The organism is Oxalicibacterium solurbis (genome assembly GCF_014635845.1).
GTDB lineage: Bacteria > Pseudomonadota > Gammaproteobacteria > Burkholderiales > Burkholderiaceae_D > Oxalicibacterium > Oxalicibacterium solurbis.
Genome location: NZ_BMDP01000002.1, coordinates 455688 through 479412, shown reverse-complemented (window position 1 = coordinate 479412; position 23725 = coordinate 455688). Strand labels below are relative to the sequence as shown.

18 protein-coding genes, 1 tRNA gene and 1 other RNA gene are annotated in these 23725 nt (G+C 58.6%); 3 read left to right on the top strand and 17 right to left on the bottom strand.

The genetic code is table 11. The features are described from left to right. Nucleotide 1: 1 nt before the first annotated feature. The 4 genes from IEV40_RS07880 to ubiD all read right to left on the bottom strand — a co-directional run bounded on the left by IEV40_RS07880 (nucleotide 2) and on the right by ubiD (nucleotide 6283). A complete protein-coding gene (locus IEV40_RS07880) occupies nucleotides 2–3088 on the bottom strand; it encodes an efflux RND transporter permease subunit (protein WP_188420433.1) in 3087 nt (1028 codons plus the stop codon). Nucleotides 3089–3140: 52 nt separating this feature from the next. Beyond that, entirely contained in the window at nucleotides 3141–4280 is a 1140-nt protein-coding gene (locus IEV40_RS07875) for an efflux RND transporter periplasmic adaptor subunit (protein WP_188420432.1), read from the bottom strand. Between the two features lie 227 nt (nucleotides 4281–4507). Next, nucleotides 4508–4606, bottom strand: an RNA gene (gene ffs, locus IEV40_RS07870) — signal recognition particle sRNA small type. 192 nt (nucleotides 4607–4798) lie between these two features. Beyond that, the gene (gene ubiD / locus IEV40_RS07865) at nucleotides 4799–6283 is read right to left on the bottom strand and encodes a 4-hydroxy-3-polyprenylbenzoate decarboxylase (protein WP_188420431.1); all 1485 of its coding nucleotides are present in this window, start codon (nucleotides 6281–6283) and stop codon (nucleotides 4799–4801) included. A gap of 480 nt (nucleotides 6284–6763) precedes the next feature. On the opposite strand from ubiD, the gene IEV40_RS07860 reads away from it, so the two are divergent. Beyond that, a complete protein-coding gene (locus tag IEV40_RS07860) occupies nucleotides 6764–7735 on the top strand; it encodes a transglycosylase SLT domain-containing protein (protein ID WP_188420430.1) in 972 nt (323 codons plus the stop codon). A gap of 68 nt (nucleotides 7736–7803) precedes the next feature. Here the strand turns inward: IEV40_RS07860 and IEV40_RS07855 are convergent, their stop codons facing one another. From IEV40_RS07855 to ribBA, 4 genes are all read right to left on the bottom strand, one after another. Further along, the gene (locus tag IEV40_RS07855; RefSeq protein ID WP_188420429.1) at nucleotides 7804–8988 is read right to left on the bottom strand and encodes a pyridoxal phosphate-dependent aminotransferase; all 1185 of its coding nucleotides are present in this window, start codon (nucleotides 8986–8988) and stop codon (nucleotides 7804–7806) included. An 88-nt stretch (nucleotides 8989–9076) separates the two neighbouring features. Next, entirely contained in the window at nucleotides 9077–9547 is a 471-nt protein-coding gene (gene nusB, locus IEV40_RS07850; protein ID WP_188420428.1) for a transcription antitermination factor NusB, read from the bottom strand. A 100-nt stretch (nucleotides 9548–9647) separates the two neighbouring features. Then, nucleotides 9648–10136, bottom strand: coding sequence for a 6,7-dimethyl-8-ribityllumazine synthase (gene ribH, locus IEV40_RS07845; RefSeq protein ID WP_188420427.1), 489 nt, complete (start codon nucleotides 10134–10136; stop codon nucleotides 9648–9650). Between the two features lie 106 nt (nucleotides 10137–10242). Then, nucleotides 10243–11355, bottom strand: coding sequence for a bifunctional 3,4-dihydroxy-2-butanone-4-phosphate synthase/GTP cyclohydrolase II (gene ribBA, locus IEV40_RS07840; protein ID WP_188420426.1), 1113 nt, complete (start codon nucleotides 11353–11355; stop codon nucleotides 10243–10245). A gap of 250 nt (nucleotides 11356–11605) precedes the next feature. Here ribBA and IEV40_RS07835 point away from each other — a divergent pair, with 250 nt between their 5' ends. Further along, complete coding sequence (locus IEV40_RS07835) at nucleotides 11606–13243, top strand: methyl-accepting chemotaxis protein (RefSeq protein ID WP_188420425.1); 1638 nt, start codon at nucleotides 11606–11608, stop codon at nucleotides 13241–13243. Nucleotides 13244–13385: 142 nt separating this feature from the next. Next, complete coding sequence (locus tag IEV40_RS07830) at nucleotides 13386–16055, top strand: eCIS core domain-containing protein (protein WP_188420424.1); 2670 nt, start codon at nucleotides 13386–13388, stop codon at nucleotides 16053–16055. A gap of 190 nt (nucleotides 16056–16245) precedes the next feature. Here the strand turns inward: IEV40_RS07830 and IEV40_RS07825 are convergent, their stop codons facing one another. From IEV40_RS07825 to IEV40_RS07785, 9 genes are all read right to left on the bottom strand, one after another. Next, nucleotides 16246–16863 carry a riboflavin synthase gene (locus IEV40_RS07825; RefSeq protein WP_188420423.1) on the bottom strand — a complete coding sequence of 206 codons (618 nt, stop codon included), beginning with the start codon at nucleotides 16861–16863 and terminating at the stop codon, nucleotides 16246–16248. Nucleotides 16864–16896: 33 nt separating this feature from the next. After that, a complete protein-coding gene (gene ribD, locus IEV40_RS07820; protein ID WP_188420422.1) occupies nucleotides 16897–17988 on the bottom strand; it encodes a bifunctional diaminohydroxyphosphoribosylaminopyrimidine deaminase/5-amino-6-(5-phosphoribosylamino)uracil reductase RibD in 1092 nt (363 codons plus the stop codon). A 42-nt stretch (nucleotides 17989–18030) separates the two neighbouring features. Beyond that, nucleotides 18031–18510 carry a GspH/FimT family protein gene (locus IEV40_RS07815; RefSeq protein ID WP_229724020.1) on the bottom strand — a complete coding sequence of 160 codons (480 nt, stop codon included), beginning with the start codon at nucleotides 18508–18510 and terminating at the stop codon, nucleotides 18031–18033. A gap of 80 nt (nucleotides 18511–18590) precedes the next feature. Beyond that, entirely contained in the window at nucleotides 18591–19034 is a 444-nt protein-coding gene (locus tag IEV40_RS07810; protein ID WP_188420421.1) for a type IV pilin protein, read from the bottom strand. 36 nt (nucleotides 19035–19070) lie between these two features. Further along, complete coding sequence (locus tag IEV40_RS07805) at nucleotides 19071–21119, bottom strand: pilus assembly protein (RefSeq protein ID WP_188420420.1); 2049 nt, start codon at nucleotides 21117–21119, stop codon at nucleotides 19071–19073. Next, on the bottom strand, nucleotides 21116–21712 hold the full coding sequence (locus IEV40_RS07800) for a pilus assembly PilX family protein (protein ID WP_188420419.1): 597 nt from the start codon (nucleotides 21710–21712) through the stop codon (nucleotides 21116–21118). The genes IEV40_RS07805 and IEV40_RS07800 overlap by 4 nt, the downstream gene beginning before the upstream one ends. Before the next feature lie 41 nt (nucleotides 21713–21753). After that, complete coding sequence (locus IEV40_RS07795; RefSeq protein WP_229724019.1) at nucleotides 21754–22728, bottom strand: PilW family protein; 975 nt, start codon at nucleotides 22726–22728, stop codon at nucleotides 21754–21756. After that, a complete protein-coding gene (gene pilV / locus IEV40_RS07790) occupies nucleotides 22725–23309 on the bottom strand; it encodes a type IV pilus modification protein PilV (protein WP_188420418.1) in 585 nt (194 codons plus the stop codon). Before pilV ends, IEV40_RS07795 begins: the two co-directional genes overlap by 4 nt. Nucleotides 23310–23618: 309 nt before the next feature. Further along, nucleotides 23619–23694: transfer RNA gene (locus tag IEV40_RS07785), tRNA-Glu, on the bottom strand. Nucleotides 23695–23725 lie beyond the last annotated feature (31 nt).

The window sequence follows — 23725 nt, the reverse complement described above, 5'->3', positions numbered from 1 at the left end:
GTCAGCGCGCCGCTGCTTCCTGCTCGGCCGTCAGTTGCAACGGCCCTGTACCGCTGAAACGGTCGAAATACAGATAGATAACCGGCGTGATCAACAGCGTGATCACCTGCGACACCAACAGGCCACCGACCACCGCCAGCCCCAGCGGCTGACGCAGTTCGGCACCTGCCCCCAATCCCAATGCGATCGGCAAGGCGCCGACCGCCGCCGCCAGCGTCGTCATCATGATCGGCCGGAAACGCAGGATGCAGGCCTGACGGATCGCCTCCGGCGGCGACAAACCCTGGTTGCGCTGCGCATCCAGCGCAAAATCGATCATCATGATCGCGTTCTTCTTGACCAGCCCGATCAGCAGCAGAATGCCGATGGTCGCGATCATCGTCAGTTCGAAACCGAAGATGCGCAGTGCCAGCAACGCACCGACTGCAGCCGACGGCAAGCCGGCCAGAATCGTGATCGGATGGATGTAGCTTTCGTACAGCACGCCGAGCAGGATGTAGATGACGATCACCGCCAGCACGATCAGCGCGGCCTGGCTGGCCTGCGAAGACTGGAACACGGCCGCATCGCCCGCATAATTGGTCACGATGCTGGTCGGCAGCTGGATCGCTTCCTTGATCTGCTCGATCTTGCCGGTCGCCGCCCCCAGCGGCACGCCGGGCGCAAGGTTGAACGAGATCGTCACCGCCTGCAATTGCCCCTGATGGTTGACCGAGATCGGTCCCGCGGTGCGCCGCACGGTTGCCACGCTCAGCAAGGGCACCAGCGCGCCGCTGCCGCCACGCAGATAGATCTTGCTCAATGCCGATTCGTCCAGATCGCCGACGCCTTCGTCCTGCAGGATCACCGAATAGCTGTTGCTGCTGGTGTAGATCGTCGAAATCTGACGATCGCCGTAGGCGCTGTACAGCGCGGTGCGGATCGCCTGGATATCGATGCCGGCTTCATTGGCGCGGTCGCGGTTGATCTCCACCTGCGCCTGCAATCCCTTCAGTTGCGAATCGCTGGTCACGTCGATGAAGCTGTGGTCGGTGCGCATCTCCGCCTGCATCTTTTCCGCCCATTCGTTCAGTTCGTCGGCGCGCACGCTTTGCAGCACGAACTGGAACTGGCTCTTCGTCGTGCGGCCGCCCAGCCGCAGGTTCTGCACCGGGTTCAGATAGACGGTCACGCCGGGAATCGCGGAAAGCTTGCGCCGCAGGTCGTGCAGCACCTTGTCCATCGGATCGCGCTCGCCGCGCGGCTTCAGTGCGATGAACAGGTTGCCGACGTTGCTGTCGCGCGTGCGCGAGGTCGTCGTCGCCACGTTCGGATCGTTCTGGATGATGTCCGCCGCCTGCGTCACCAGCCTCACCATCGTCGGATACGATGCATCGTCCGGCCCTTCGACGGTGGCGCTGATCTGGCCGATATCCTCGACCGGGAAAAAACCCTTGGGAATCGTGATGAACAACCACGCCGTCATCACGAAAGAGGCAAAAGCCAGCGCCTGGATCGTGCGTCGATGTGCAAGCGACCAGTCGAGCGCGTGTGCATAAAGAGCCAACGTGCGATCGAACAGGCGTTCGAAGGCGCGGCTGACGGCATTGTCGCGATGCTCTTCCGCTTTCTCGTGGCGCAGCACGCGGCTGCACAGCATCGGCACCAGCGTCAGCGACACGACTGCCGATACCAGCACTGCCAGCGACACGACGGCGGCAAATTCATGGAACAGCAGGCCGACCACGCCCGGCATGAAGAAGATCGGAATAAAGACGGCGACCAGCGAGATCGAAATCGAGATGATGGTAAAGCTGACTTCACGCGAGCCTTTCAGCGCCGCCGCCAGCGGATCCATGCCGTCCTCGATGTGGCGCACGATGTTCTCCAGCATCACGATCGCATCATCGACGACCAGGCCGACCGCGATCGTGATGCCGAGCAGCGACACGTTGTCCAGGCTGTAGCCCAGCCAGTACATCAGCGCGCAGCAGCCGATCAGCGAAATCGGGAGCGACAGCACCGGGATCATCGTTGCCGTCAGCCGCTTCAGGAACAGGAAGATGACCAGCACCACCAACACGATGGTCAGCGCCAGCGTGAAGTTGACGTCGTGGATCGCCTCGCGGATCGACGTCGAACGATCGTTCAGTACGCGCATCTCGATCGAGTTCGGTATCTGCGCACGGAACTGCGGCAACGTCTGTTTGACTGCATCGACCACCGCTACCGTATTCGCGTTCGGCTGGCGCTGCACCGCCAGCACGATCGACGGTTCGCCGTTGGCCCAGCTGCCGCTCTTCGTCACTTCGACGCTGTCTTCCAGCGTCGCCACGTCGCGCAGCCTCGTGACCTGGCCGTTGTTGGTGGCGATGATCAGGTTGCTGAAGGCTTCGGCATTCTGCAGCTGCTTGTTGGCCTGCAACGTCAGCGTCTGGCGCGGACCATCCAGCACGCCGACCGGCGAATTGGCATTGGCGGCACGGACCGCACCGGCCAGTTCGTCCAGCGTCATGTTGCGCCCGGCCAACTCGTCCGGCTTGACCTTCACGCGCACCGCGTAGCGCCGCTGACCGTAGACCTGCACCTGCGCCACGCCGTCGATCGTCGACAGCGAGGGCGAAATCAGGTTTTCGGCATAGTCGTTCAGTTCGGAAAGCGACAACGAAGGCGATGTCAGCGACAGCAACAGCACGGCCTGATCGGCCGGATTGACCTTACGATACGCCGGCAGATCGGTCATCTCTTCCGGCAGGCTGCGCTGCGCGCGCAGCAATGCGGCCTGCACGTCCACCGCGGCCGCATCGATATCGCGGTCCTGGTCGAATTCGAGAACGATGGAAGTATTGCCCAGCGTGCTGCTGGAACTGATGACGTCGATGCCGGCGATCGTCGAGAACTGTTTTTCCAACGGCGTCGCCACCGATGACGCCATCACCTCGGGGCTCGCGCCCGGCAATCTGGCGGTGACGTTGATGACCGGCCGGTCGTAGCTCGGCAGCGCGGCGATCGGCAGCTTGAAATAACAGAACAGGCCGATCACGACCACCGCGATCGACAGCAGCACGGTCATGACCGGCCGGCGTATGCACAGTTCGGAGATATTCACGCGCTATGCCGCCTCGCGATGGTCACGGCCGAATGCCGGAGATACGCCGCCATCAATCGGTACCCGGCGCCGGCTTCTTGCGCGCCGCGCTCTCGTCTTTTGCTTCGACGATCCGGTTGCCCGGTCGCAGGTTCTGCGAGCCTTCGACGACGACTCGTGCGCCGGCCGCCAGTCCGGTCACCGCAGCCTGCCCATCCTCGATGGCAACCACGTCAACCTTCTGCTGCGCGACCTTGTCGTCGGCGCCGACCACATAAATGAATTTATCGACCGGCCCGGTGACGACGGCCTGCGCCGGCACCAGCACCGCGTTCTCGACGTTGCGCGAAACCAGGCTCACGCTCACATAGCTGCCCGGCCACAACTTGTGCGCGCCGTTGGCGAACTCGGCCTTCATCTTGATCGTACCGGTCTGCGGATCGGTAGTGTTGTCGATGAAGACCAGTTTGCCGGTGATTTCCGGCTGACCGGGCAATTGCGCACGCACCGGCGCGCCGCCGTCCGGATAGGTCGCCGTGATGTTGGTCAGCTCGCGCTCAGGCAGCGAGAAGCTGATATGGATGGGATCGATCTGCGTGATCGTCACCATTGGATCGCCGGAAGGCTGCGCCAGACTGCCCGGATGCACATTGATGACGCCGAGACGCCCGGTGATCGATGCTGCAATGCGGTTGTAGCCGAGCGCCACGTTGCTGGCTTGCGCCGCAGCCTGATTCGCCTGCAGCGTGCGGCGCAGCGATTCTACCTTGTTGCGCGCGGTATCGACGACGGATTGCGAAACGAAATTCTTTTCCAGCAGTTCCCGGTTGCGCTTCAGCGTCAGCTCGGCATCGGCCAGATCGGCACGCCCTGCTTCGGCTTCGGCGCGCGCGCGTTCGAGATTGGAACGGTCGCCGCGATCGTCCAATGTAAACAGCAGCTGGCCTGCCTTGACGAACTGCCCTTCCTTCACATGGATTTCGCGCACGATGTTCTGTACCTGCGGCCGCACGTCGACGGTGTTGATGGCAGTGACGTAACCGTTCGCATGCACGGTGATCGGAATCGTCTTGCGTTCGGCCAATGCGGTGCGCACCGACTGCGCCGCTGCGCCATGCATTGCCTGCCGTTCATCCGACAGGGCGAAATAGGCAATCGCGCCAACGACTATCAGTCCGGCACCGATCACGAGGATTTTTCTGGAGTGTTGCATGTTCACGCTTGCGATACGCCACCGGCGGGCAGCGAAGTAAGAACGACTGTTGGGAATCTGTTAGCCGCATAGGATAACCGGCAGCAGAATAGCATGCCCCTCGTTCCGGACGGCAACGGGAATTCGAACGAGAATGCGAATGACTGAAAGGGAAATGCCCGTGCCACCCACGGCAGGAAGATTCGCAGGATTGGCAAAAAGAAAAATACGGGGAGGAAAAACAGGAAAGAGGCGAGCCTTGTCTACGGCACTTGCGGGGAATGGCTGTGGCTGCTTCGTTCCCGACCTGACCAGATTGACCATGCCACAATGCGCAGGGGCCCGCCGTCGAGCATTTTACCAGCAATGACAGGCGCTCGCTGCGGAAATTGCGGGGCGCTGTTGCCGATATCCCCATTATTTTCAATGAGGCTCGCCAGCATCGCATGCGCCCTTCCCGCCATCGGTTTCAAAGACGCGGTTTCAAAAACATGTTTTCAACCGCACCGCGTCAAATACCCCGCATTAAATACCCCGCATTAAATACCCAACTGCTGCCAGATCTGGTCGACACGCTGCTTCACGTCGTCGCTCATCACGATCGGCGTGCCCCATTCGCGGCTGGTTTCGCCCGGCCACTTGTTCGTCGCATCGATGCCCATCTTGCTGCCCAGGCCGCTGACCGGCGACGCGAAGTCCAGGTAATCGATCGGCGTGCTGTCGACCAGTGTGGTGTCGCGCGTCGGATCGACACGCGTCGTGATCGCCCAGATCACTTCCTTCCAGTCGCGGATATCGACATCTTCATCGACCACGATGATGAACTTTGTATACATGAACTGGCGCAGGAAGCTCCAGACGCCGAACATTACGCGTTTCGCATGGCCGGCGTAGGCCTTGCGCATCTGCACCACCGCCATCCGGTAGCTGCAGCCTTCCGGCGGCAGGTAAAAGTCAGTGATTTCCGGAAATTGCTTTTGCAGCAACGGCACGAACACTTCGTTCAACGCCACGCCCAGCACGGCCGGCTCGTCCGGCGGCTTGCCTGTATACGTGGAGTGATAGATCGGGTCGCGCCGCATCGTGATGCGGTCGATCGTGAAAACCGGGAAGCTGTCCTGCTCGTTGTAATAGCCGGTGTGGTCGCCGTACGGCCCTTCCAGCGCATGCTCGTAACCGGACGGATGATTCTCGTCCGGGTAAATATGCCCTTCCAGCACGATCTCGGCCGAAGCCGGTACCCGCAGTTCGCTGCCGATCGCCTTTGTCAGTTCGGTACGGCTGCCGCGCAGCAGGCCGGCGAACTGGTATTCGGACAGGCTGTCCGGCACCGGCGTCACCGCGCCGAGGATGGTCGCCGGATCGGCGCCAAGCGCGACGGCGACCGGATACGGCTGGCCTCTGTTAACAATAGTGTGTTCGCGAAAATCCAGTGCGCCGCCGCGATGCGCCAGCCAGCGCATGATGACCTTGTTGTGGCCGATCACCTGCTGGCGGTAGATGCCGAGGTTCTGCCGTTTCTTGTGCGGCCCTTTCGTGATCACCAGTCCCCATGTAATAAGAGGTGCGATGTCGCCCGGCCAGCAATGCTGGATCGGCAACTTCGACAGATCGACATCGTTGCCCTCCCAGACGATTTCCTGGCATGGCGCGCTGCGCCGTTCCTTCGGTGTCATGTCCCACAGCGACTTGACCAGACTGCCGAGACCCAGCACATCCTTGAATCCTTTCGGCGGCTCCGGTTCCTTCAGCGCTGCCAGCAGATGGCCGATGCGCCGCAGTTCGCCGACGTCTTCCGCGCCCATTCCCAGTGCCACGCGTCGCGGCGTACCGAACAGATTGCCGAGTACGGGAATCTTGTGACCGGTCGGCTGCTCGAACAGCAGCGCCGGCCCTGCAGCCCGCAAGGTACGGTCGCAAATCTCGGTCATCTCCAAATGCGGCGAAACAGGCACATTTATGCGCTTAAGTTCGCCCATTTGTTGCAATTGGGAAATGAAGTCGCGCAAATCCAAATATTTCATGTGTTTTTCACGGTAACCGACTTTGGAACTAGTCACTGAAATGAAAAGTCCAAGTTATTGATTTTATTTACTTTCGAGAAAAAATTAATAAAAAGTAAGACATAAAAGTTATTGAATTACGTTTTTATAGTATTGACTCGATATAAACCGACTCCTACAATTCGCGCAGCTTGAAGAGCTGGCCCCGTATTGAAACACCAAATCCGGGATAAAGGAAACCGCTCTTCACTTCAACGGGACTTCGGGATCCCAGTCAACGCAGGAGTGCTTCAAAGGCAATTTGCCTTCTCCCGAAGAAATGCAGTTGTTTGCTTTACCAGGGATGCCGCAGAGCATCCATAAGTAATCAACTCCGACGCTTGTTCATACGCGGGATGCGGTGGCAAGCGATTTCTCTGATTCACGGCATGTTCAGGGTTCTACATCACGATTGTTTGGTGGAGCCCTTCACCTGCCGCGTCAATCCAGCAGGAGTTTTAAATGTTGAACCACATGACAACGGCGATGCGAAAGATCGCCCGCCAATCGGCAAAAAAAACAATTGCGCGCTCGATTTCGATGCGCGAAACCACCAACCGCATGATCGTCGCGGCCAAGCACGGACTGATGGTCTTCGGCCTGATCGCCCTTGGCACCGTGACGCTGATCTTCTTCAAGCCGGAAGTCGCAGACGAGCTGCAAGCCCTGTCGCCCTTCACACCGGCCGTCGCCTCGACCGCGGAAGCCGACATGCCGGCACTGGCCAACCTGATGGAAGAACCTGCCGTCACGGCAGTTGTGACCGCAGCGACACCGGACACGGTAGCACCGGCGCCGATCAGCAGCACGCCGAATCCGATGCTTGGCAACGACATCCAGCAGAAACGCGTCACCGAATGGTTGTCCAAGCGCTATCGCGTGGCAGGCGATGCGACGAACATGCTGGTTTCCGCCGCCTATCTGACGGCCAAGGAAATCAACCTGGACCCGTTGCTGATCCTGGCCGTGATGGCGATCGAATCGCGTTTCAACCCGTTTGCGGAAAGCCCGGTCGGTGCACAGGGGCTGATGCAAGTCATGTCCAAGGTCCACCATGACAAGTTCGCGGACATGGGCGGCACGCAGGCAGCGCTGAACCCGGTTGCCAATATCCGCGTCGGCTCGATGATCCTGAAGGAATACGTCACCCGCGGCGGTTCGGTCGAAGCCGGCCTGAAACGCTATGTCGGCGCAGCCGAAATGGCGACCGATGCCGGCTACGGCGCGAAGGTGCTCGGCGAATACGACCGCCTGAAAGCAGTGGCCGCCGGCAAGCGCATTTCCGTCTATGCCTCGATGGCCAGCCGTGTAACGCCGAAAGCTGCACCGGCACCGACCGAAGCCAAATCGCCCAGCATGATCGATGCCAAGACGGCCATGGAAGATCAGGCCGTCAAGCAATCTGCAAACGGCGACAAGACTACTTCGCTGTAAGCAGATGCCTGATTGATAAAAAAGGAGCCGTCGGCTCCTTTTTTATTTGCGCCTGCTTCCGCGCGCTCTCAGGATCGGCCGCTCAGGAATTTCTCCAGCCGAGCCACCGCCTCACGCAGATTTTCCATCGACGTCGCATACGAAATACGCACGTGGGTACGCGTAGTGGACGGGCCGAAATCCAGCCCCGGCACCATCACGACGCCTGCCTGCTCCAGCATCTCGCGCGTGAAACGATCGGCGTCGTCCGACAATGCCGAGCAATCGGCATAGACATAGAAGGCGCCGTCCGGCATCACCGGCACGCGGAATCCCAGACGTTGCAGTTCCGGCACGATGTAATCGCGACGGCGACGAAATTCGTCCTTGCGCTCCTCATAAATCGCCAGCGCTTCCGGCGCGAAGCAAGCCAATCCCGCATGCTGCGCCACACTGGACGCACAGATGAACAGGTTTTGCGCCAGCTTCTCGATAGACGCGACCAGTTGCTCCGGCACGACCAGCCAGCCGAGCCGCCAACCGGTCATGTTGAAATACTTGGAAAAACTGTTGATGACGATCACGTCGTCGCCCAATGACAAGGCCGAGAACGGTTCGGCGTCATGCCGCAAGCCGTTGTAGATCTCGTCGACGATGGTGAAACCGCCCCGCTCGCGCACCGTCTCGACAATGCGGCGTAATTCAGCATTCTCGATCGACGTGCCGGTCGGATTGGATGGCGAAGCCAGCAGCACGCCGCGTACAGTACTCGACCAGTTGTCGCGCACCATGTCGGCCGATAGCTGGAAACGATGCTCAGGCCCGCTGGCGATCATCTTCGCCACGCCGTCGAAGGCAGCGACGAAATGCCGGTTGCATGGATAACAGGGGTCGGACATCAGCAGCTCTGCCCCTTTTTCCACCAGCGCCGCACAGGCCAGCAGCAAGGCGGCCGATGCGCCGGCCGTGACGACGATGCGTGACGGCGCGACATCGACACGGTAGCGATCGCGGTAATAGCCGGAAATCGCTTGCCGCAGTTCAGGCAGGCCGGTAGCCGATGTGTACTGCAGCCTGCCATCGGCCATCGCGCGCGACGCGGCATCAATGACGATCTGCGGCGCCGTGAAATCCGGTTCGCCGATTCCCATGTGGATGATGTGCCGCCCCTGCCGCTCCAGATCGGCCGCCATCTTTGCCAGTTCCATCACATGAAAAGGCGCAATATTGTCCAGGCGTGTCGCCAGGCCGGCAAATTGTTCGGGCTGCAACATCAACAGGCTTCCTCAATGAAAATCGCCACCGGCAAGCGGTGGCGAAGCAATTGGCGATCGATCGGCGGCGGATAGTGAAGCGGCGTCCTCAAGCCTTGCGACCGGCATTGATCTCAGTCTCGCGCACCGACGCCGCATACTTGTCCAATACGCCATTGACGTATTTATGACCGTCGATACCACCGAACGATTTGGTCAGTTCGACCGCTTCGTTGATGACGACCTTGTACGGAATCTCGATGTGATTCTTCAGTTCATAGGCGCCGATCAGCAGCGCCGCATGTTCGATCGGCGACAGTTGCGAGATTTCGCGATCGATCAGCGGCGCCAAGCCGGCGCGCAGTTCATCGGCCTGACGCACGGCGCCGTACAGCAACGCATCGAAATGCTCGATGTCAGCCTTGTCGAAGCCGTGCGCCTGACGGATATGCAATTCGATGGCGCGGACTTCTTCATTATTCAACAGCCATTGATACAGGCCCTGCAGCGCAAATTCGCGCGCGCGATGGCGCGGCGTGCGGTTCTTGTTCGGATTGGCGTGTTCTGATTTGGTATTCATGACTAACCGGAAAATTCAATACTGCGCATATCGGCAGTAGATATATAAGCAGGCAATGGCGCCCAAGCCGGAAGACTTGCGGCGCCGGCGTGGCACGAGCTTACTGCTCGTCATCCGTTTCGTCGGCCAGCTCTTCCAGCGCGATCGTCAGGTTCGCCATTTCAACGGCGACACGCGCCGCATCGGCGCCCTTCTCTTCCATGCGCGCTTCGGCCTGCTCGTCGGTATCGGTGGTCAGCACCGCATTGGCGACCGGAATGCCGAAGTCGAGGCCGACGCGCGTAATGCCGGCGCCGGATTCGTTCGACACCAGTTCGAAGTGATAGGTCTCGCCGCGGATCACCGCGCCGATCGCGATCAGCGCGTCGAACTGCATGGTTTCGGCCATCTTGCGCAGTGCCAGCGGAATTTCCAGCGCGCCGGGCACCGTCACATGCAGCACATCTTCGTCTTCCACGCCCAAATGCTTCAGTTCGGCCAGGCAGGCGGCCAGCAGACCGTGGCAGACGTCTTCGTTGAAGCGGGCCTGCACGATGCCGATGCGCAGGCCTTCGCCGTCCAGGTTCATTTCATAGGTGCCGACTGTCATGGTGATTCCTTCATGCGCTGCTGCGCTTTCGATTCTTGTATTGTGCCTGCGACTGCCTGCACTGCGTTGATTTTTCTGTGGAATTCCGTCGAAACGGAATGAGCATTCAATTTTCCGGCGTTGCCTGGTAACCGGTCACTTCGAGATTGAAGCCGGTCATCGACGGCATCTTGCGCGGATTGGCCAGCAGCTTCATCTTGCCGACCGACAGATTCTTCAGAATCTGCGCGCCGATACCGTAGGTCCGCAGATCCATGCGTGCAGCACGCGGCTGCGGCTGCGCATCCGGTTCGGACAGCGCCGCGAATTGCGAAAACAGTTCGTCGGCCGATTCCTCGCAATTGAGCAGCACCAGCACGCCGCGTTCGGCCTGCCTGATCGCCGCCATCGCCGACGCCAGATTCCACGAGTGCGTAGTCGCCTTGGTTTCCAGCAGATCCAGCACCGAAACCGGCTGATGCACGCGCACCAACGTTTCCTGATCCGGCCGGATATCGCCATGCACCAACGCCAGATGCGCGCAACCGCTCGGCTTGTCGCGGTATAGCACGGCCTGGAAGTCGCCATGCGCGGTTTCCATCGTGCGCTCGCCGATGCGATCGACGAAGCATTCGTTCTGACTGCGGTAATGGATCAGGTCGGCAATCGTGCCGATCTTCAAGCCATGCTCCTTCGCGAACTCGATCAGGTCCGGCAGGCGCGCCATCGTGCCGTCGTCCTTCATGATTTCACAGATCACCGCCGCCGGCGTCAATCCGGCCAGATCGGCGAAATCGCAGCCGGCTTCGGTATGGCCGGCACGCATCAGCACGCCGCCCTTCTGCGCTTTCAGCGGGAAGATGTGGCCCGGCTGCACGATGTCGGCCGGTTTTGCATTCTTCGCAACGGCGGCTTGCACGGTACGGGCGCGGTCGGCGGCGGAAATACCGGTCGTCACACCTTCGGCCGCCTCGATCGAAACCGTGAAGGCAGTACCGTAGGACGTGCCGTTGCGGGCGGTCATCATCGTCAGCGCAAGCTGGTCGCAGCGCTCTTCGGTCAGCGTCAGGCAGATCAGGCCGCGGCCGTACTTCGCCATGAAGTTGATCGCTTCCGGCGTGACGAAATCGGCGGCCAGCACCAGATCGCCTTCGTTCTCGCGATCTTCCTCGTCGACCAGGATGACCATCCGGCCGGCGCGCATTTCTTCGATGATTTCCTGGGTAGTTGAAATGGACATGTGGCTATCTCGTAACAGGCCCGCTATTTTAATGGATTTGCACTGCCGCACGGCATTCCGCGTCAGATGTCGTCCTGCGTCGATATTCTTGTCGTCTTATCACCTACGACATGGCAGTCAATTCCTGACTGCCTTACTCAAGATCAGAAGAAAATCCGTTTCCGCACGTTAATATTATCGTGATCGATCGACGTAGCGTCACACCATCATACGAGCATCCCTCGCCAAACATTCCACGGAGTCCAGACCGATGCGCAATAACCAGCCCGTTACCAACAACGAATACGTTCTGAAAGACGGCACGTCACTCGTTTCGAAAACGGATACCAAGGGACGCATCACCTATTTCAATCCGGCCTTTGCCGAAACCAGCGGTTTTTCCGACAGCGAACTGATGGGCGCGCCGCACAATCTGGTGCGCCACCCGGATATGCCTGAAGAAGCCTTCGCCGATCTGTGGGAAACGCTGAAGCAAGGCCATCCGTGGAACGCCATCATCAAGAACCGCCGCAAGAACGGCGATTTCTACTGGGTGCAGGCCAACGCCACACCAGTCCGCGAAAACGGCAAGGTCGTCGGCTACATGTCGGTACGCAACAAGGTCTCGCCGGAACAGATTCAGGAAGCCGCTGCAGTGTATGCGCGCTTCAAATCGGGCAATGCCCGCAACATCCGCTTCAAACGCGGCCAGATCGTTCCGACAGGCCTGGCCGGCTGCTTCGCCGCATTGCGCAATATCGGGCTCGGCATGCGCATCGGCATCAGTATGGCAATCCTGAATCTGCTGATCCTCGGCATGGGCGGCCTCTCCATCCTGAGCGCCGAACCGGACGAGGTGAACACCTTCGTCATCGCAACCGTCATCGGCGTGCTAATTACGCTGGGTATCTGGTTCTTCCTGCACAAGGCCATCGTGGGGCCGTTGCGCACATTGATCGCCGGCGCCAACACGATGGCCGGCGGCGACCTGACCGTCGCCTTCGATACCGAGCGGTCGGACGACATGGGCCAGTTGCAGAAAGCCATCCAGCAGATGAACATAAACCTGCGCTCCGTCATCGGCGATGTCTGCATGAACGTAGCGTCGATCAATGTCGCCACGCGCGAAATCGCCAGCGGCAACATGGACCTGTCCGGTCGTACCGAAGCGCAGGCTTCCAGTCTGGAAGAAACCGCATCGAGCATGGAAGAGCTGGCCTCCACCGTCAAGCAGACGGCCGACCACGCATCGCAGGCCAACAAGCTGACGCTGTCGGCGTCCGAAGTCGCCGGCAAGGGCGGCAGCGCCGTGCAGAACGTCAGCGCGACGATGAACGAAATCAGCACGTCGGCCAAGCGCATCGTCGACATCATCGGCCTGATCGACGGCATCGCCTTCCAGACCAACATTCTGGCGCTGAATGCTGCCGTCGAAGCAGCTCGCGCTGGCGAACAGGGACGCGGCTTCGCCGTAGTCGCCGCCGAGGTGCGAAGCCTGGCACAGCGCTCGGCCGGCGCTGCCAAGGAAATCAAGGTGCTGATCGACGATTCGGTGCAGAAGGTCGAAACCGGCAATCAACTGGTCGGCAGCGCAATCGCCACCATGGACGAGATCGTGCAGTCGGTACAGCAGGTCACCGACATCATGAACGAAATCGCCACCGCCACCCGCGAACAGGGCAACGGCATCGATCAGGTCAACATGGCCGTCACGCAGATGGATGAAACCACGCAGCAGAACGCGGCGCTGGTGGAACAGTCCGCAGCGGCGGCCAAGAGCCTCGAAGAGCAGACGCTGCAGTTGCTGCGTTCGATCTCGGTCTTCCGTACCGGGCGCGAGGATGCGCAAAATGGTCCGGCCATCGTCGATGCCAGCATCAGCACGCGCCGCAAGATGCTGCCGCGCTGATGCCCGACTCGGCGTAACATGCGATAACCCGCCGTTGCATCGTCCAGCCGTTGTATCGATCGGCGAAAAGGCAAACGGTAATACAACCGAGATCAATGCACACAGTTCGTGCAAAAATCAAAGTAAGCTTATCGGAGGCTGGATGAATATATTTTCGGATAAAGCGCAACAGGATGATCATCGCGCCGTCTCCACGCGGATTGGGCAAGGGAACGTCGGTACTTTTCAATTTGCAGACAATCGTCCGCAAACCGGTTTGCAAACAAAACTGCAAACGCTGGCTGATAACAGCCCTCACGTCCAGCGCACTGCACAGTTAAAAGCGACAATGAGTCATATCGCTTCCCGGCAGTTGCAGCCCATACAAAAAAAAGAAAACAAAACCGGGCTGCCTGACAATCTTAAATCCGGGATCGAGTCCCTTTCCGGCATGAGCATGGATCATGTCAAGGTCCATTACAACTCGCCGCACCCTGCGCAGTTGAATGCTCACGCCTATGCACAGGGAAGCGACATCCATCTAGCGCTTGGACAGGAAAGGCATTTGTCGCACGAGGCTTGGCACGTAGTACAGCAGATGCAAGGACGCGTCGCGCCGACAACACAGATGAAGCAAGGCGTACCTGTCAATGACGACGCGGGCCTGGAACAGGAAGCAGACGCAATGGGAGCAAAAGCACTGGTTGCCGGAAGCGGTGCTGCGGACACGACGATACCGGGCGCCTTATCGATGCCAGCCAAGGGAAATTTTTATGCTTCCAAGTCCGCCCAGAAGATGCGTATCGGCGTGCGAGGAGACGTCGTTCAGAAATATGGCGACCTTCCCCGCGAACAACTAACTGCCTGGGTGACCGATCATCTGCTGAATAACGACAGCCAGTTCAATCGATCCGCAAGCTGGCTGAAAAATCGCCCCAAAGGAGCAAAAGCAAGGAAGCTGGAGTGGGAAAAGCAACTTACGAGCAGGGAATGGAAGGACAACCCTGACCTTGGCGGTACCGGCACCGAAAGCGCTTTGTCATTGATGCGAGCACGATTTACGGTCCCGGATCTGGCATCCAGCAAGTACACCATCGTACGCAATCAGCAGGCCAATCTTGCGCCACAAGAAGATGCCGAATCCGTGCATGACGATATCGTGCCGGAAGAAGCGAGGCCTCAAGGCGGCATTTTAGTAAGCGCGCCACTCTATGCAGGTATACGAGATTTCCCTGCCAGATATCTGCAGGGCGCCAGCGATCCTGACCAATATGCCTTTGTCCTTGCCTACAATGCCCACGGGTTGACTCGTAGCAGCAATCGGGTAGAAGCAGCGGTTGAGACTACTGTGGGAAATGAAGATTTTCGCGGCGTGGCGTTAGGATTTTATTGGGAGCAAAAACTGCATGATACTCAAAATGAAAGAGATGTCTGGACGAACGATGCCGGTTTTCTGGATGAACTGAATACGAAGACCGGCGGCAATGAAGAACGAAAATCTGCCTTTGCAAGCTCACTGCGCCATGAGAAGGTGCTGGGCACTTTTCCCTACGGTATGTGGCGAAACATCGCCATGAACAGCCAATCGGTCAATGCAGTAATGAATTCACCCTGGGGAACGACGCACGCGCCAGTAATGGCACACGTTACCGACCCGGATGCAGCGACTTGGGTCGATCCTTTTACCGATGAGCATGTTGCAGACCGGATGGCGACGCAGGCAAATCCGGGCGAAGGAACGCCCGCCCATGTTGTAAAAGGCAGTTATGTCTATGCCTCCGGGAATGACCAGGACTCCGAATGGGACCGACATGTCAAAAACATTGCGCATACGGCCTCGATTCTCGACGCTTTATTACGGCCTGCGCTCAATGACAAGACAGGACTCAGTTATCCAGCCGAACGCAATCTGATGATTCGCTTGAAAGGTGTGGAAGATGAAGTCAATCTGTACCAGAAGCAGTCTTGGCAAACCAAGACCACCATGAATCTCGCCAACAATGTGACAAAGGACTATACCGGAGGAGTAGATACGCTATTCGGTCTGGCCGACACCGAAGGCCAGAAGTTGGAAAACAATGTCAAGAGCATGATTGACGGTGCCCGCGTGTTGGTAAGTAGCGCCGCAGTAACGACCGATGTTCCTGCCCGGGTAAAGTCAAGCGTTGCCTTTGAGGCTTACAGCACTCACCAGCAATCCGAGAATACGGGTGATATGAAACTCGCCAGCAATATCAAGGAATCCCTGCTCGCAAACAGCACTACCGAGATGATGCGTCGCGTCGCAGGAACGTTTTCACCAGGAAAAAAACTGGCCTTTGCAGAATTTCGCGATCGCCCAAGACGCTTATGGGAAAGCATCAATACGGCAAAAAACACACCGGATACAACGGCCACCGAAGTAGTTGGCAGCATTGATCGGCAAGTCGACAGTTGGCGAGATATCGAAACAGCCGAAGCCAAACTGACAACACTATTTGAGGAAGGCGAGCACTGTGCAACACTGAAGAACAGTTTTCTTGATGTATTAAAAGAGAACCATGCTCTGTACCATCAATTCAGCGGAAAATTAACGCAGCCTATCCGCGTTTTGACAGGCCCCAGGGATGCATTGGCAAACGAGATCACACACATGAAGGATCAGAGACAAACGTACGCCAACGCCATCCACAACATCATATTGAATTTGGAAGCAGTTCCTGCCGAGAGGGAAGAAAAAACGACGTTATTGGCTTCGCTGAAGGTTTCCCACGATTACTTCAGGAACATGGCAGTAACGCAGATTTCTATTTTTGAAGACACGCTAGAAAACATAAAAAAAAGAACTGGCTAGAAAGCATCGCCAATCAAAAGACAATCAGCCTGCGGCGCACGTTCGATGCATCGCTTTCCTTTGAATCTGCTTTATCGCCTATCGGCGGACAACAACTTTCCATCGAATAAATTTTTTCAGACAGCTTGCCGAAATTTCTCGCTCCTCGAATTTTGGAATCGAGGAAAAGCGCCATATCGAAGCAGGAAATTCAGCTATCCCTGGGCAGGGATAGCATTCGTTCTACATAACGTGCGATCAGATCCACTTCGAGGTTGACCTTCGCGCCCTTCTGCAAATGCTTGAGTGTCGTGACCTGCACCGTATGCGGAATCAGGTTGACGGAAAATTCGCAGCCGGTCGCCGTATCGGTCACGCTGTTGACCGTCAGCGACACGCCGTTGACGACGATCGATCCCTTGAACGCCAGATAGCGCGCCAGCGATTTCGGCGCGGCGACGACCAGCAGCCACGATTCGCCCACCGGCTCGAATGTCACGACTTCGCCCAGGCCGTCGACATGCCCGGATACCAGATGGCCACCGAGACGTTCGGACAACGTAACTGCTTTTTCCAGATTCACTTCGCCCAGACGATCCAGACCCGACGTGCAGTTCAGGCTCTCGCGCGACACATCGACCTGGAAACTGCGGTCGGTCTTCGTCACCACGGTCATGCAGGCGCCGTTCAGCGTGATCGAATCGCCGAGCGCGACGTCCGTCAGCGGCAACGTGCCGGCATCGACGGTCAGCCGGTGGCCGGCCTGCACGTCGCCCAGCGGAGAGATATCGGTGATTTTGCCGATGGCGGCAACGATTCCTGTAAACATGGCGCGATATGAAAAAATGAATCAGGTGAAAAATCAGGTGAAGCGAGCAAGGATACGCAAATCCGCACCGATCTGCTTGACGTCGTGGAAAGCCAGCGATTTTTTCTGCTCCAGAGATTCCAGCGCCGGCAGGTTGAACATGCGCTGCGCATCGCCCAGCAGCGACGGCGCCAGATAGACCAGCAGTTCGTCAACACAGCCTTCACGGATCAGCGAACCGTTCAGCTTGAAACCGGCTTCGACATGCACTTCGTTGATCTGCCGCTTGCCGAGTTCCTGCATCAGCGCCGGTAGCTCGACCTTGCCGTCGGCATTCGGCAGCAGAATCACTTCATGCCCGGCATCGTGCAGCATCTCTTCCTTTTCCGGCTGCGATTGCGCGGCGACGATCCACGTCCCGCCACCTTCCAGCACGCGCGCATGCGGGCTGATCTGCAGACGGCTGTCGATGACGATGCGGCGCGGCTGGCGCGGCGTATCGATGGCGCGCACCGTCAGCTGCGGATCGTCTTCGATGACGGTGCCGATGCCGGTCAGCACCGCGCAGGCACGCGCACGCCAGCGATGGCCGTCGGCGCGCGCTTCATCGCCGGTGATCCATTGGCTCTCGCCATTGTGCAGCGCCGTCATGCCGTCCAGGCTGGCGGCGGTCTTCATGCGTACCCACGGCCGGCTGCGCTGCATGCGCGAAAAGAAGCCGATGTTCATCTCGCGCGCTTCGTCTTCCAGCACACCGCGCGTGACCTGGATGCCGGCCGCTTCCAATTTTGCGATGCCCTGCCCCGCCACCAGCGGATTCGGATCGGCAATCGCCACCACGACCCGCGCCACGCGGGAACGGATCAGGGCGTCGGCGCACGGCGGCGTACGGCCGAAATGGCTGCAGGGTTCCAGCGTCACATAGGCGGTCGCACCGGCCACGTCGAAACCCTTGGCCACCGCATCGTTCATTGCCTGCACTTCCGCATGCGCCTGGCCGGCCGGCTGCGTATAGCCGGCGCCGATCAGACGATCGTCCTTGACGATGACGCAGCCGACGCGCGGATTCGGCGTCGTGGTGAACATGCCCCTGGCTGCCAGTTCCAGCGCAAGGCGCATGCCTTGCACATCGCTATGAATTTCCACGTGACTCTTTTCGGATGATCGATTGACGAGAAGCTGCCTGTATCAGCAACCGGCGGCAGACTGCGGATTACAGACGCGCGGACGACCGAGAAAATTGATGACGATCTTGCGCGATTGCGTGCCCAGTTCCAGCAGCCAATGCCCGGATTGCGATGCATAACGGCTCGCGTTGGTACGCGTACGGCCGGTGCCGTTGAACGCGATATATTGTACTTTCGAATCGGTGAAACGGGGCGTGATGCGCAGATCGCGGTCGACAGGATCATGCGTGAAAACGATGGTCTCACCGGCATCCGGCCGCCGGTTGCCGTTGGCGTCGATAAAGATCACCCAGCCGTCGTTCCACGAACGGCCGTCTCCCGCCGGCACCAGATCGACGCGCGTGCCGCGCTGTATCGCTTCCGAACGCGCCAGATTGACCGCCATGAACAAGGCATTGGCCGTCGTCGTCAATCGTTGGCTCTGAATCAGCGACTGGAAAGACGGGAAGCCAACCGCCAACAGAATACCGACGATCGTCACGATCGCGATCAGCTCGATAATCGAAAAACCGCCAGTACGGTAACGACGATGATGAAGACGATTATGTGACCGTACCGGCATCACCAGCAATGATCCGCATCGGCAGATTTGTTTCCTTCGCTGGTCAGCACCAGCGTGCCGCAAGCGAGATCGCTGTAATTCCGATTGACGTTCTGCGTGCCCGGCACGGCCCGCAGCTTCACGCAATCGCGGATGTCCTTGCCTTCGCATGCTTGCGCACTGATTTCATACAGGCTGTTCTGCGGATTGTCGCCGGAATACCAGCGAAAACCTTGCGCTTCATCGTCTGATGCGACGGAAAAAACAAGATAGCGCGCATGCAACGAGTAATAACGTTCCTGTTGCTGCATGAGCTTCATCAACGCAGCCCTGCCTTCGACGCGCTTGCTCTTCAGCACGGATTCCTGATAGGACGGAAAGGCGATCGCCACCAGAATCGCCATGACGATCAGCACGACCATCAGTTCGACGGCCGTAAAGCCGCCCATCTTCATCGTTCGCATCGCTTTCTCCTTGTCTGTCCCTGCCGCTTTTCCGGCTTACCTGTCATTACGCAACTCCTGCCAGTCGATGATTTCCCGCCAGCTGAGGCGCCCTGCCGTCGTCACCGCTTCGACGATCGTCTCGTCCGGCGAAGCATCCGAATTCGCTTCTTCTGTTTTTACGCCCGGTCTTTTCAACCGCGTAACGACGCGTCGCTTGCCGGTCGCATCGCGTTCGCTCGTTTCGACCGGCATGATGAAAAATGGCGGTGAGATGCCTGGAAAACTTGCCTCCGACAAATAGGCATCGAAATGCGCCGAGACAGGAAGGCCGGTCAACGCATCAAGCAGATAGGTACGTCCGAGAGGTGCCGTGCATGCGGCGGCAGCCGGAATCAGCGTGCTGAATACGACCTGCGTATCGAGCATGGCTGCCGATGTGATGCTGCGTTCACCGGTAAGCTGCGCTTTCGGGAAATCCAGATACCAGCCGCGCTTGCCGGTCGGCACGTACATCAAGGCTTCGCCGACGACTGTGTATCTGTCGCCTTGCGGCTGCGCAATCCTGGCAACCAGCGAACTGCGACCATCGATCTTTGTGCCATTACGATCCCATATCCCGTAGAACGATTGCGACGCATACGAACTGCGGTCCAGATCGCTTCTTTCCAGATACTTGCCGGTGCCGAACAGCACCATGTAGCCGCGCTCCGGCGCGAACACGATGCGCGGGCGCTGCGTGATCGGCTGGCGATTGCCGGCGGCATCACGCGCGACGAACAGCAATTGCGGAGCGTGGCTGTCCGGCGTATTGCCGCCGAAATCGAAACGCCACAGATTGCCGAGCAAATCGCCTGCGTATGCAACGCTGGCCGAACCATCGGGCGCCGTGGTCAGCGCCAATTCAATCACGCCGTTCGCGCGACTAGCATCGGATGCCGGCAATACGAATTTGAAATAGTTGATGCCGGCCTGCCACGGTTCCCCTGCTGGCTTGTCCAGCGCCAATAGAAATACGGTAGTTTTGCCTGCCGGATTGAATCGTCCGTCGCCATCGGCAACGTGGCTGTTGACACCACCCGGCACCACTGCAAAGTAACGATACTGCGGCACGCTGTGCACCAGTCCCGTACGAAATTTCGCGATGAGCGGCGTGCCGATCACATTGCCGATGTCGGCATCGTCCGCATCGGTAAATTCCCACAAAACATCATTACTGTTGAATTCGGTCGGTGTCGTCACGTCCAGTGCAAAAATGCCTTGCGCACCACGCCCCATTCCAGCCACCAATATGCTGCGCCAGCGGTTGCCGGCCAAGTCCGTCGGCACATCACTTATCGTAATGCCGCCGTCGACCGGCAAAGCGTCAGTACTATCGACCATCGTCAGCAACGGCAGGCGATCAAAGACTGCATGGGGAAGATAGGCAAACAATTCATCGCCACTCTTCGCATTGAACGCATGCAGCATGCCGTCGCCCGCACCGACATACACGACTTCTGGGCGTTCGTGATTTGCATCGCCATGAGCATTGCCCGCCGCAGTGGACGATGATCCGGTGAAAACAGGCACACCATGCACGATCGCCCCCAGAAGGCGTTGTCGCCGCCTGAACAAACTTGCTTCGTCCGTACGTACGCCCCGCAGATAATCCCATCGTTTTTGCCCAAGCCCGTCATCGCTACCGTCAACCGGTGAACGATTCAGGGCGAGTTTCTGGCTGGCATCCAACGATGTCCATACAAATGGGATTCCACCGAACTTGTCGCCATCATCGCTTGCCGTCCACAGCTTGCGCACAGCGGAACGCCTGGTCAGCAACACGCCAGCATCCCACTCGACTTCCGTTTGCCGTCCTGTCTGCCGTTTCTTCAGACTGCCGCTGCCATCCGTCGGGCGATAGCCCGCCTGATAAACCGCCACGCCCTGTTCCCCGGAAACCTGTACCGATGTCGTCTCTACCCAATCGCCGGTAGATGGCATCGGGCATGACTGCAGATGCAAGGGTTCATTTTCCAGTGCAATGGGAGGCGGTGCCGCAACCGTAGTCCGCAGTATCGATGCAGACAACACGCTCAACAGCAATGTCCCTAACATCGCCTTCATCGGCTTGCCTTGCGATAGACAGTCTGCAAGGCCACTTGCGTGGTCTCGCGAACGCCGAAGCCGATGGCCGTGATCCGATAGACATACGCGGATTCGTCTGCCGCCATTCCCGGCTTGCGGTCTGGCATCATTTCGATGATGTAGCGCGGCAGTCTTGCTGGTAACGGGCCTACGCCAACAGGAAAGACTTGTCCGGTGAAGCGACCATAAGGCACGGAATGCGTGGACGTTGCGTCAGCACCCAGGAAATCGACATGTCGCCACGCTGCATCTTCGTCTTCTGCATACCGGCACAAACCAAGAAATACGTTTGCCTCGCCGGCAGCGCAGGACGATTCCATCGTTTGCGGAAAGCCGGACACGCCGTCAGCAGAAAACAGATGACTGCGGGAACGTAATGCATCGGGTGATGCTTCGATGTCGGTTTCGGCATCGAGCAAGGCTGCTTCCGCAGCCTGAAAGGCGATCTGGCGATCGCGATCGTTGCGCGAAGATTTTTCGCCTTGCAAGGCAATCTGCGATGCACCGACGCCCAGCAACAGAACGACAATCAGCAACAGCAGAACCACAATCAGCGTTGCGCCACGCTCCATGCTAGTTGTGCCAACTGCACCGGCCCTGTACACACCGCACTTCACGCTGCGGCACCAGCGACATCATTGCGCAACTGGATCGTCTGCTCGAAAACCTTTCTCAGCCGGTTGCGCTCCGCGAATGGAATATCGCGTTCCGCCACGCTTGTCCCGCGGTCCCGTGCAGCATGCGTGTTCGCATATCCGGGGCCGAACAACTCATGCACGGCAGACAGATCGTCATCACGTGCCGGCTGCGTGCTGCGCACCAGAATCGCGATGCGGATCGAACGAATTTTCTTCCAGTGCGTCCGACGCCGCAGATCCGCCGCGCGCGCCACGACATTCTCGCCATTCAGCGACAATTGGCTATCCAGCGCATCGACCGCGTCCGCATTCACGAAGCGGTCCGGCATGCCGTCGTCATCCGCATCGACGCCGTACAACACCTGGAAAGATTCAACGCCGCGTACGATGGCGTCAGCATTCCATCCCGTCTGCGTTCGATACTTGCAGCGCAGCTCAGGCTCGCCTGCTGCATCCTTGCCGACGAAGAAAATGCTCCAGCCACGCCCCGATTCGGCATCGTCGGATGCGTCGGGTGCGGCGACCGGCAATCCCGCACAATTGAGGATGGTGCCATCCTGCCGATTCGTGTCGTCGCCAAAGAAACGCAATGCCAGAACATCGCTGCCGTTCACCACGCCTTTTGTGGAGGCGTCGTTCAGACCGGCAGTGGTTTTCTTCAGTGTCATCGCATCCAGGCCGATGACGTTCGGCGTCGCTTCCTGCGTCATCGTTATCGACATGCGATGGTCTTCATGGCCTGCCTGACGCACGGCACGCGACAGGATGTCCATCGCGTAACGGCCGCTCTCATGTACATATGCCATCTGGCTCTGCACCGTATAGGCTGCCTTGCTGGACAGAAGCAGTCCGGTTGCCGCCAACAGAACGAACAAACCCAGCGCCATCGCAATCATCAATTCGATCAGCGTCAGTCCGGATTGATCCGATAAAAATGGGCGAGTATTCATTCGACGTAGGGCGCAACCAGCAATGCGATGCCAGGCGCATCGCTACCGTCTTCATGCAGCAGCCGGCCATCGGCGTGTCTCTCTCGCCAACCGATCTTGATGACGATCGAGGCAATGGCATGGCCCTGCGCAGCTGTGCATTCCCATCGGAATCGTTGACCGCCCTTGTCCCAAGGAGCAGCGTCACGACAAATCCTGGTGCGTGCACCCGGCAATGCCGCCGCCAGACGACGCAGCCATTCTGCAATCTCGAATTGCGCCAGCTCGTCCTCATCGCATTGCGCATCGATGCCGTAGCAGTTGACGCTAGAAGCTGGCGAGGCAGCAACCCCGGAAGCACGATAGTCGACGCGCAAATAAGGATTGACGGCATCGATACGCCTCATCTGCCCGACGTTGGCGCGCATGTAATCGGCCATCTCTGTCGCCAGATGCAACGCATGTGTCTGGAAGGACGATTGCTGCGCGGTCCGCAATGCGGCCAGCTGCATTCCTGCCGCACCGATTACGCCGACCGCCAGAACGAATACGGCAACCAGGACTTCGATCAGCGAAAAACCATTCTCTGTTGATGTCTTCATATGGAAGATCTCCGGCAACATCGTGATGCGAACCGCCACGTGCATCGCGGCGGTCGGGCCTGCGCCGGAAATACCGGCAAAAAGGCGTTGCGATTATTGCAATCCCTTGCATGTTTTCCAATCCCATCGATATGGGACGATGCAAACAAGGATGCCGAAGAAGATGCGGGATAACGAAACGGGATGCACTTCGCCGTGCGATGACAAATGCCGATCGTGACGACGACAGACGACAGGAGCGTTCGAAAAAGCGCGAAGCAAAATCGAAGCAAAAAAGAAAAACGCCACGCAATTGCGTGGCGTTTTATTTGGCGTCCCCAAGGGGATTCGAACCCCTGTACTCACCGTGAAAGGGTGATGTCCTAGGCCTCTAGACGATGGGGACAAAAGCTGTCCGTATTACTGACCTGCTGCAA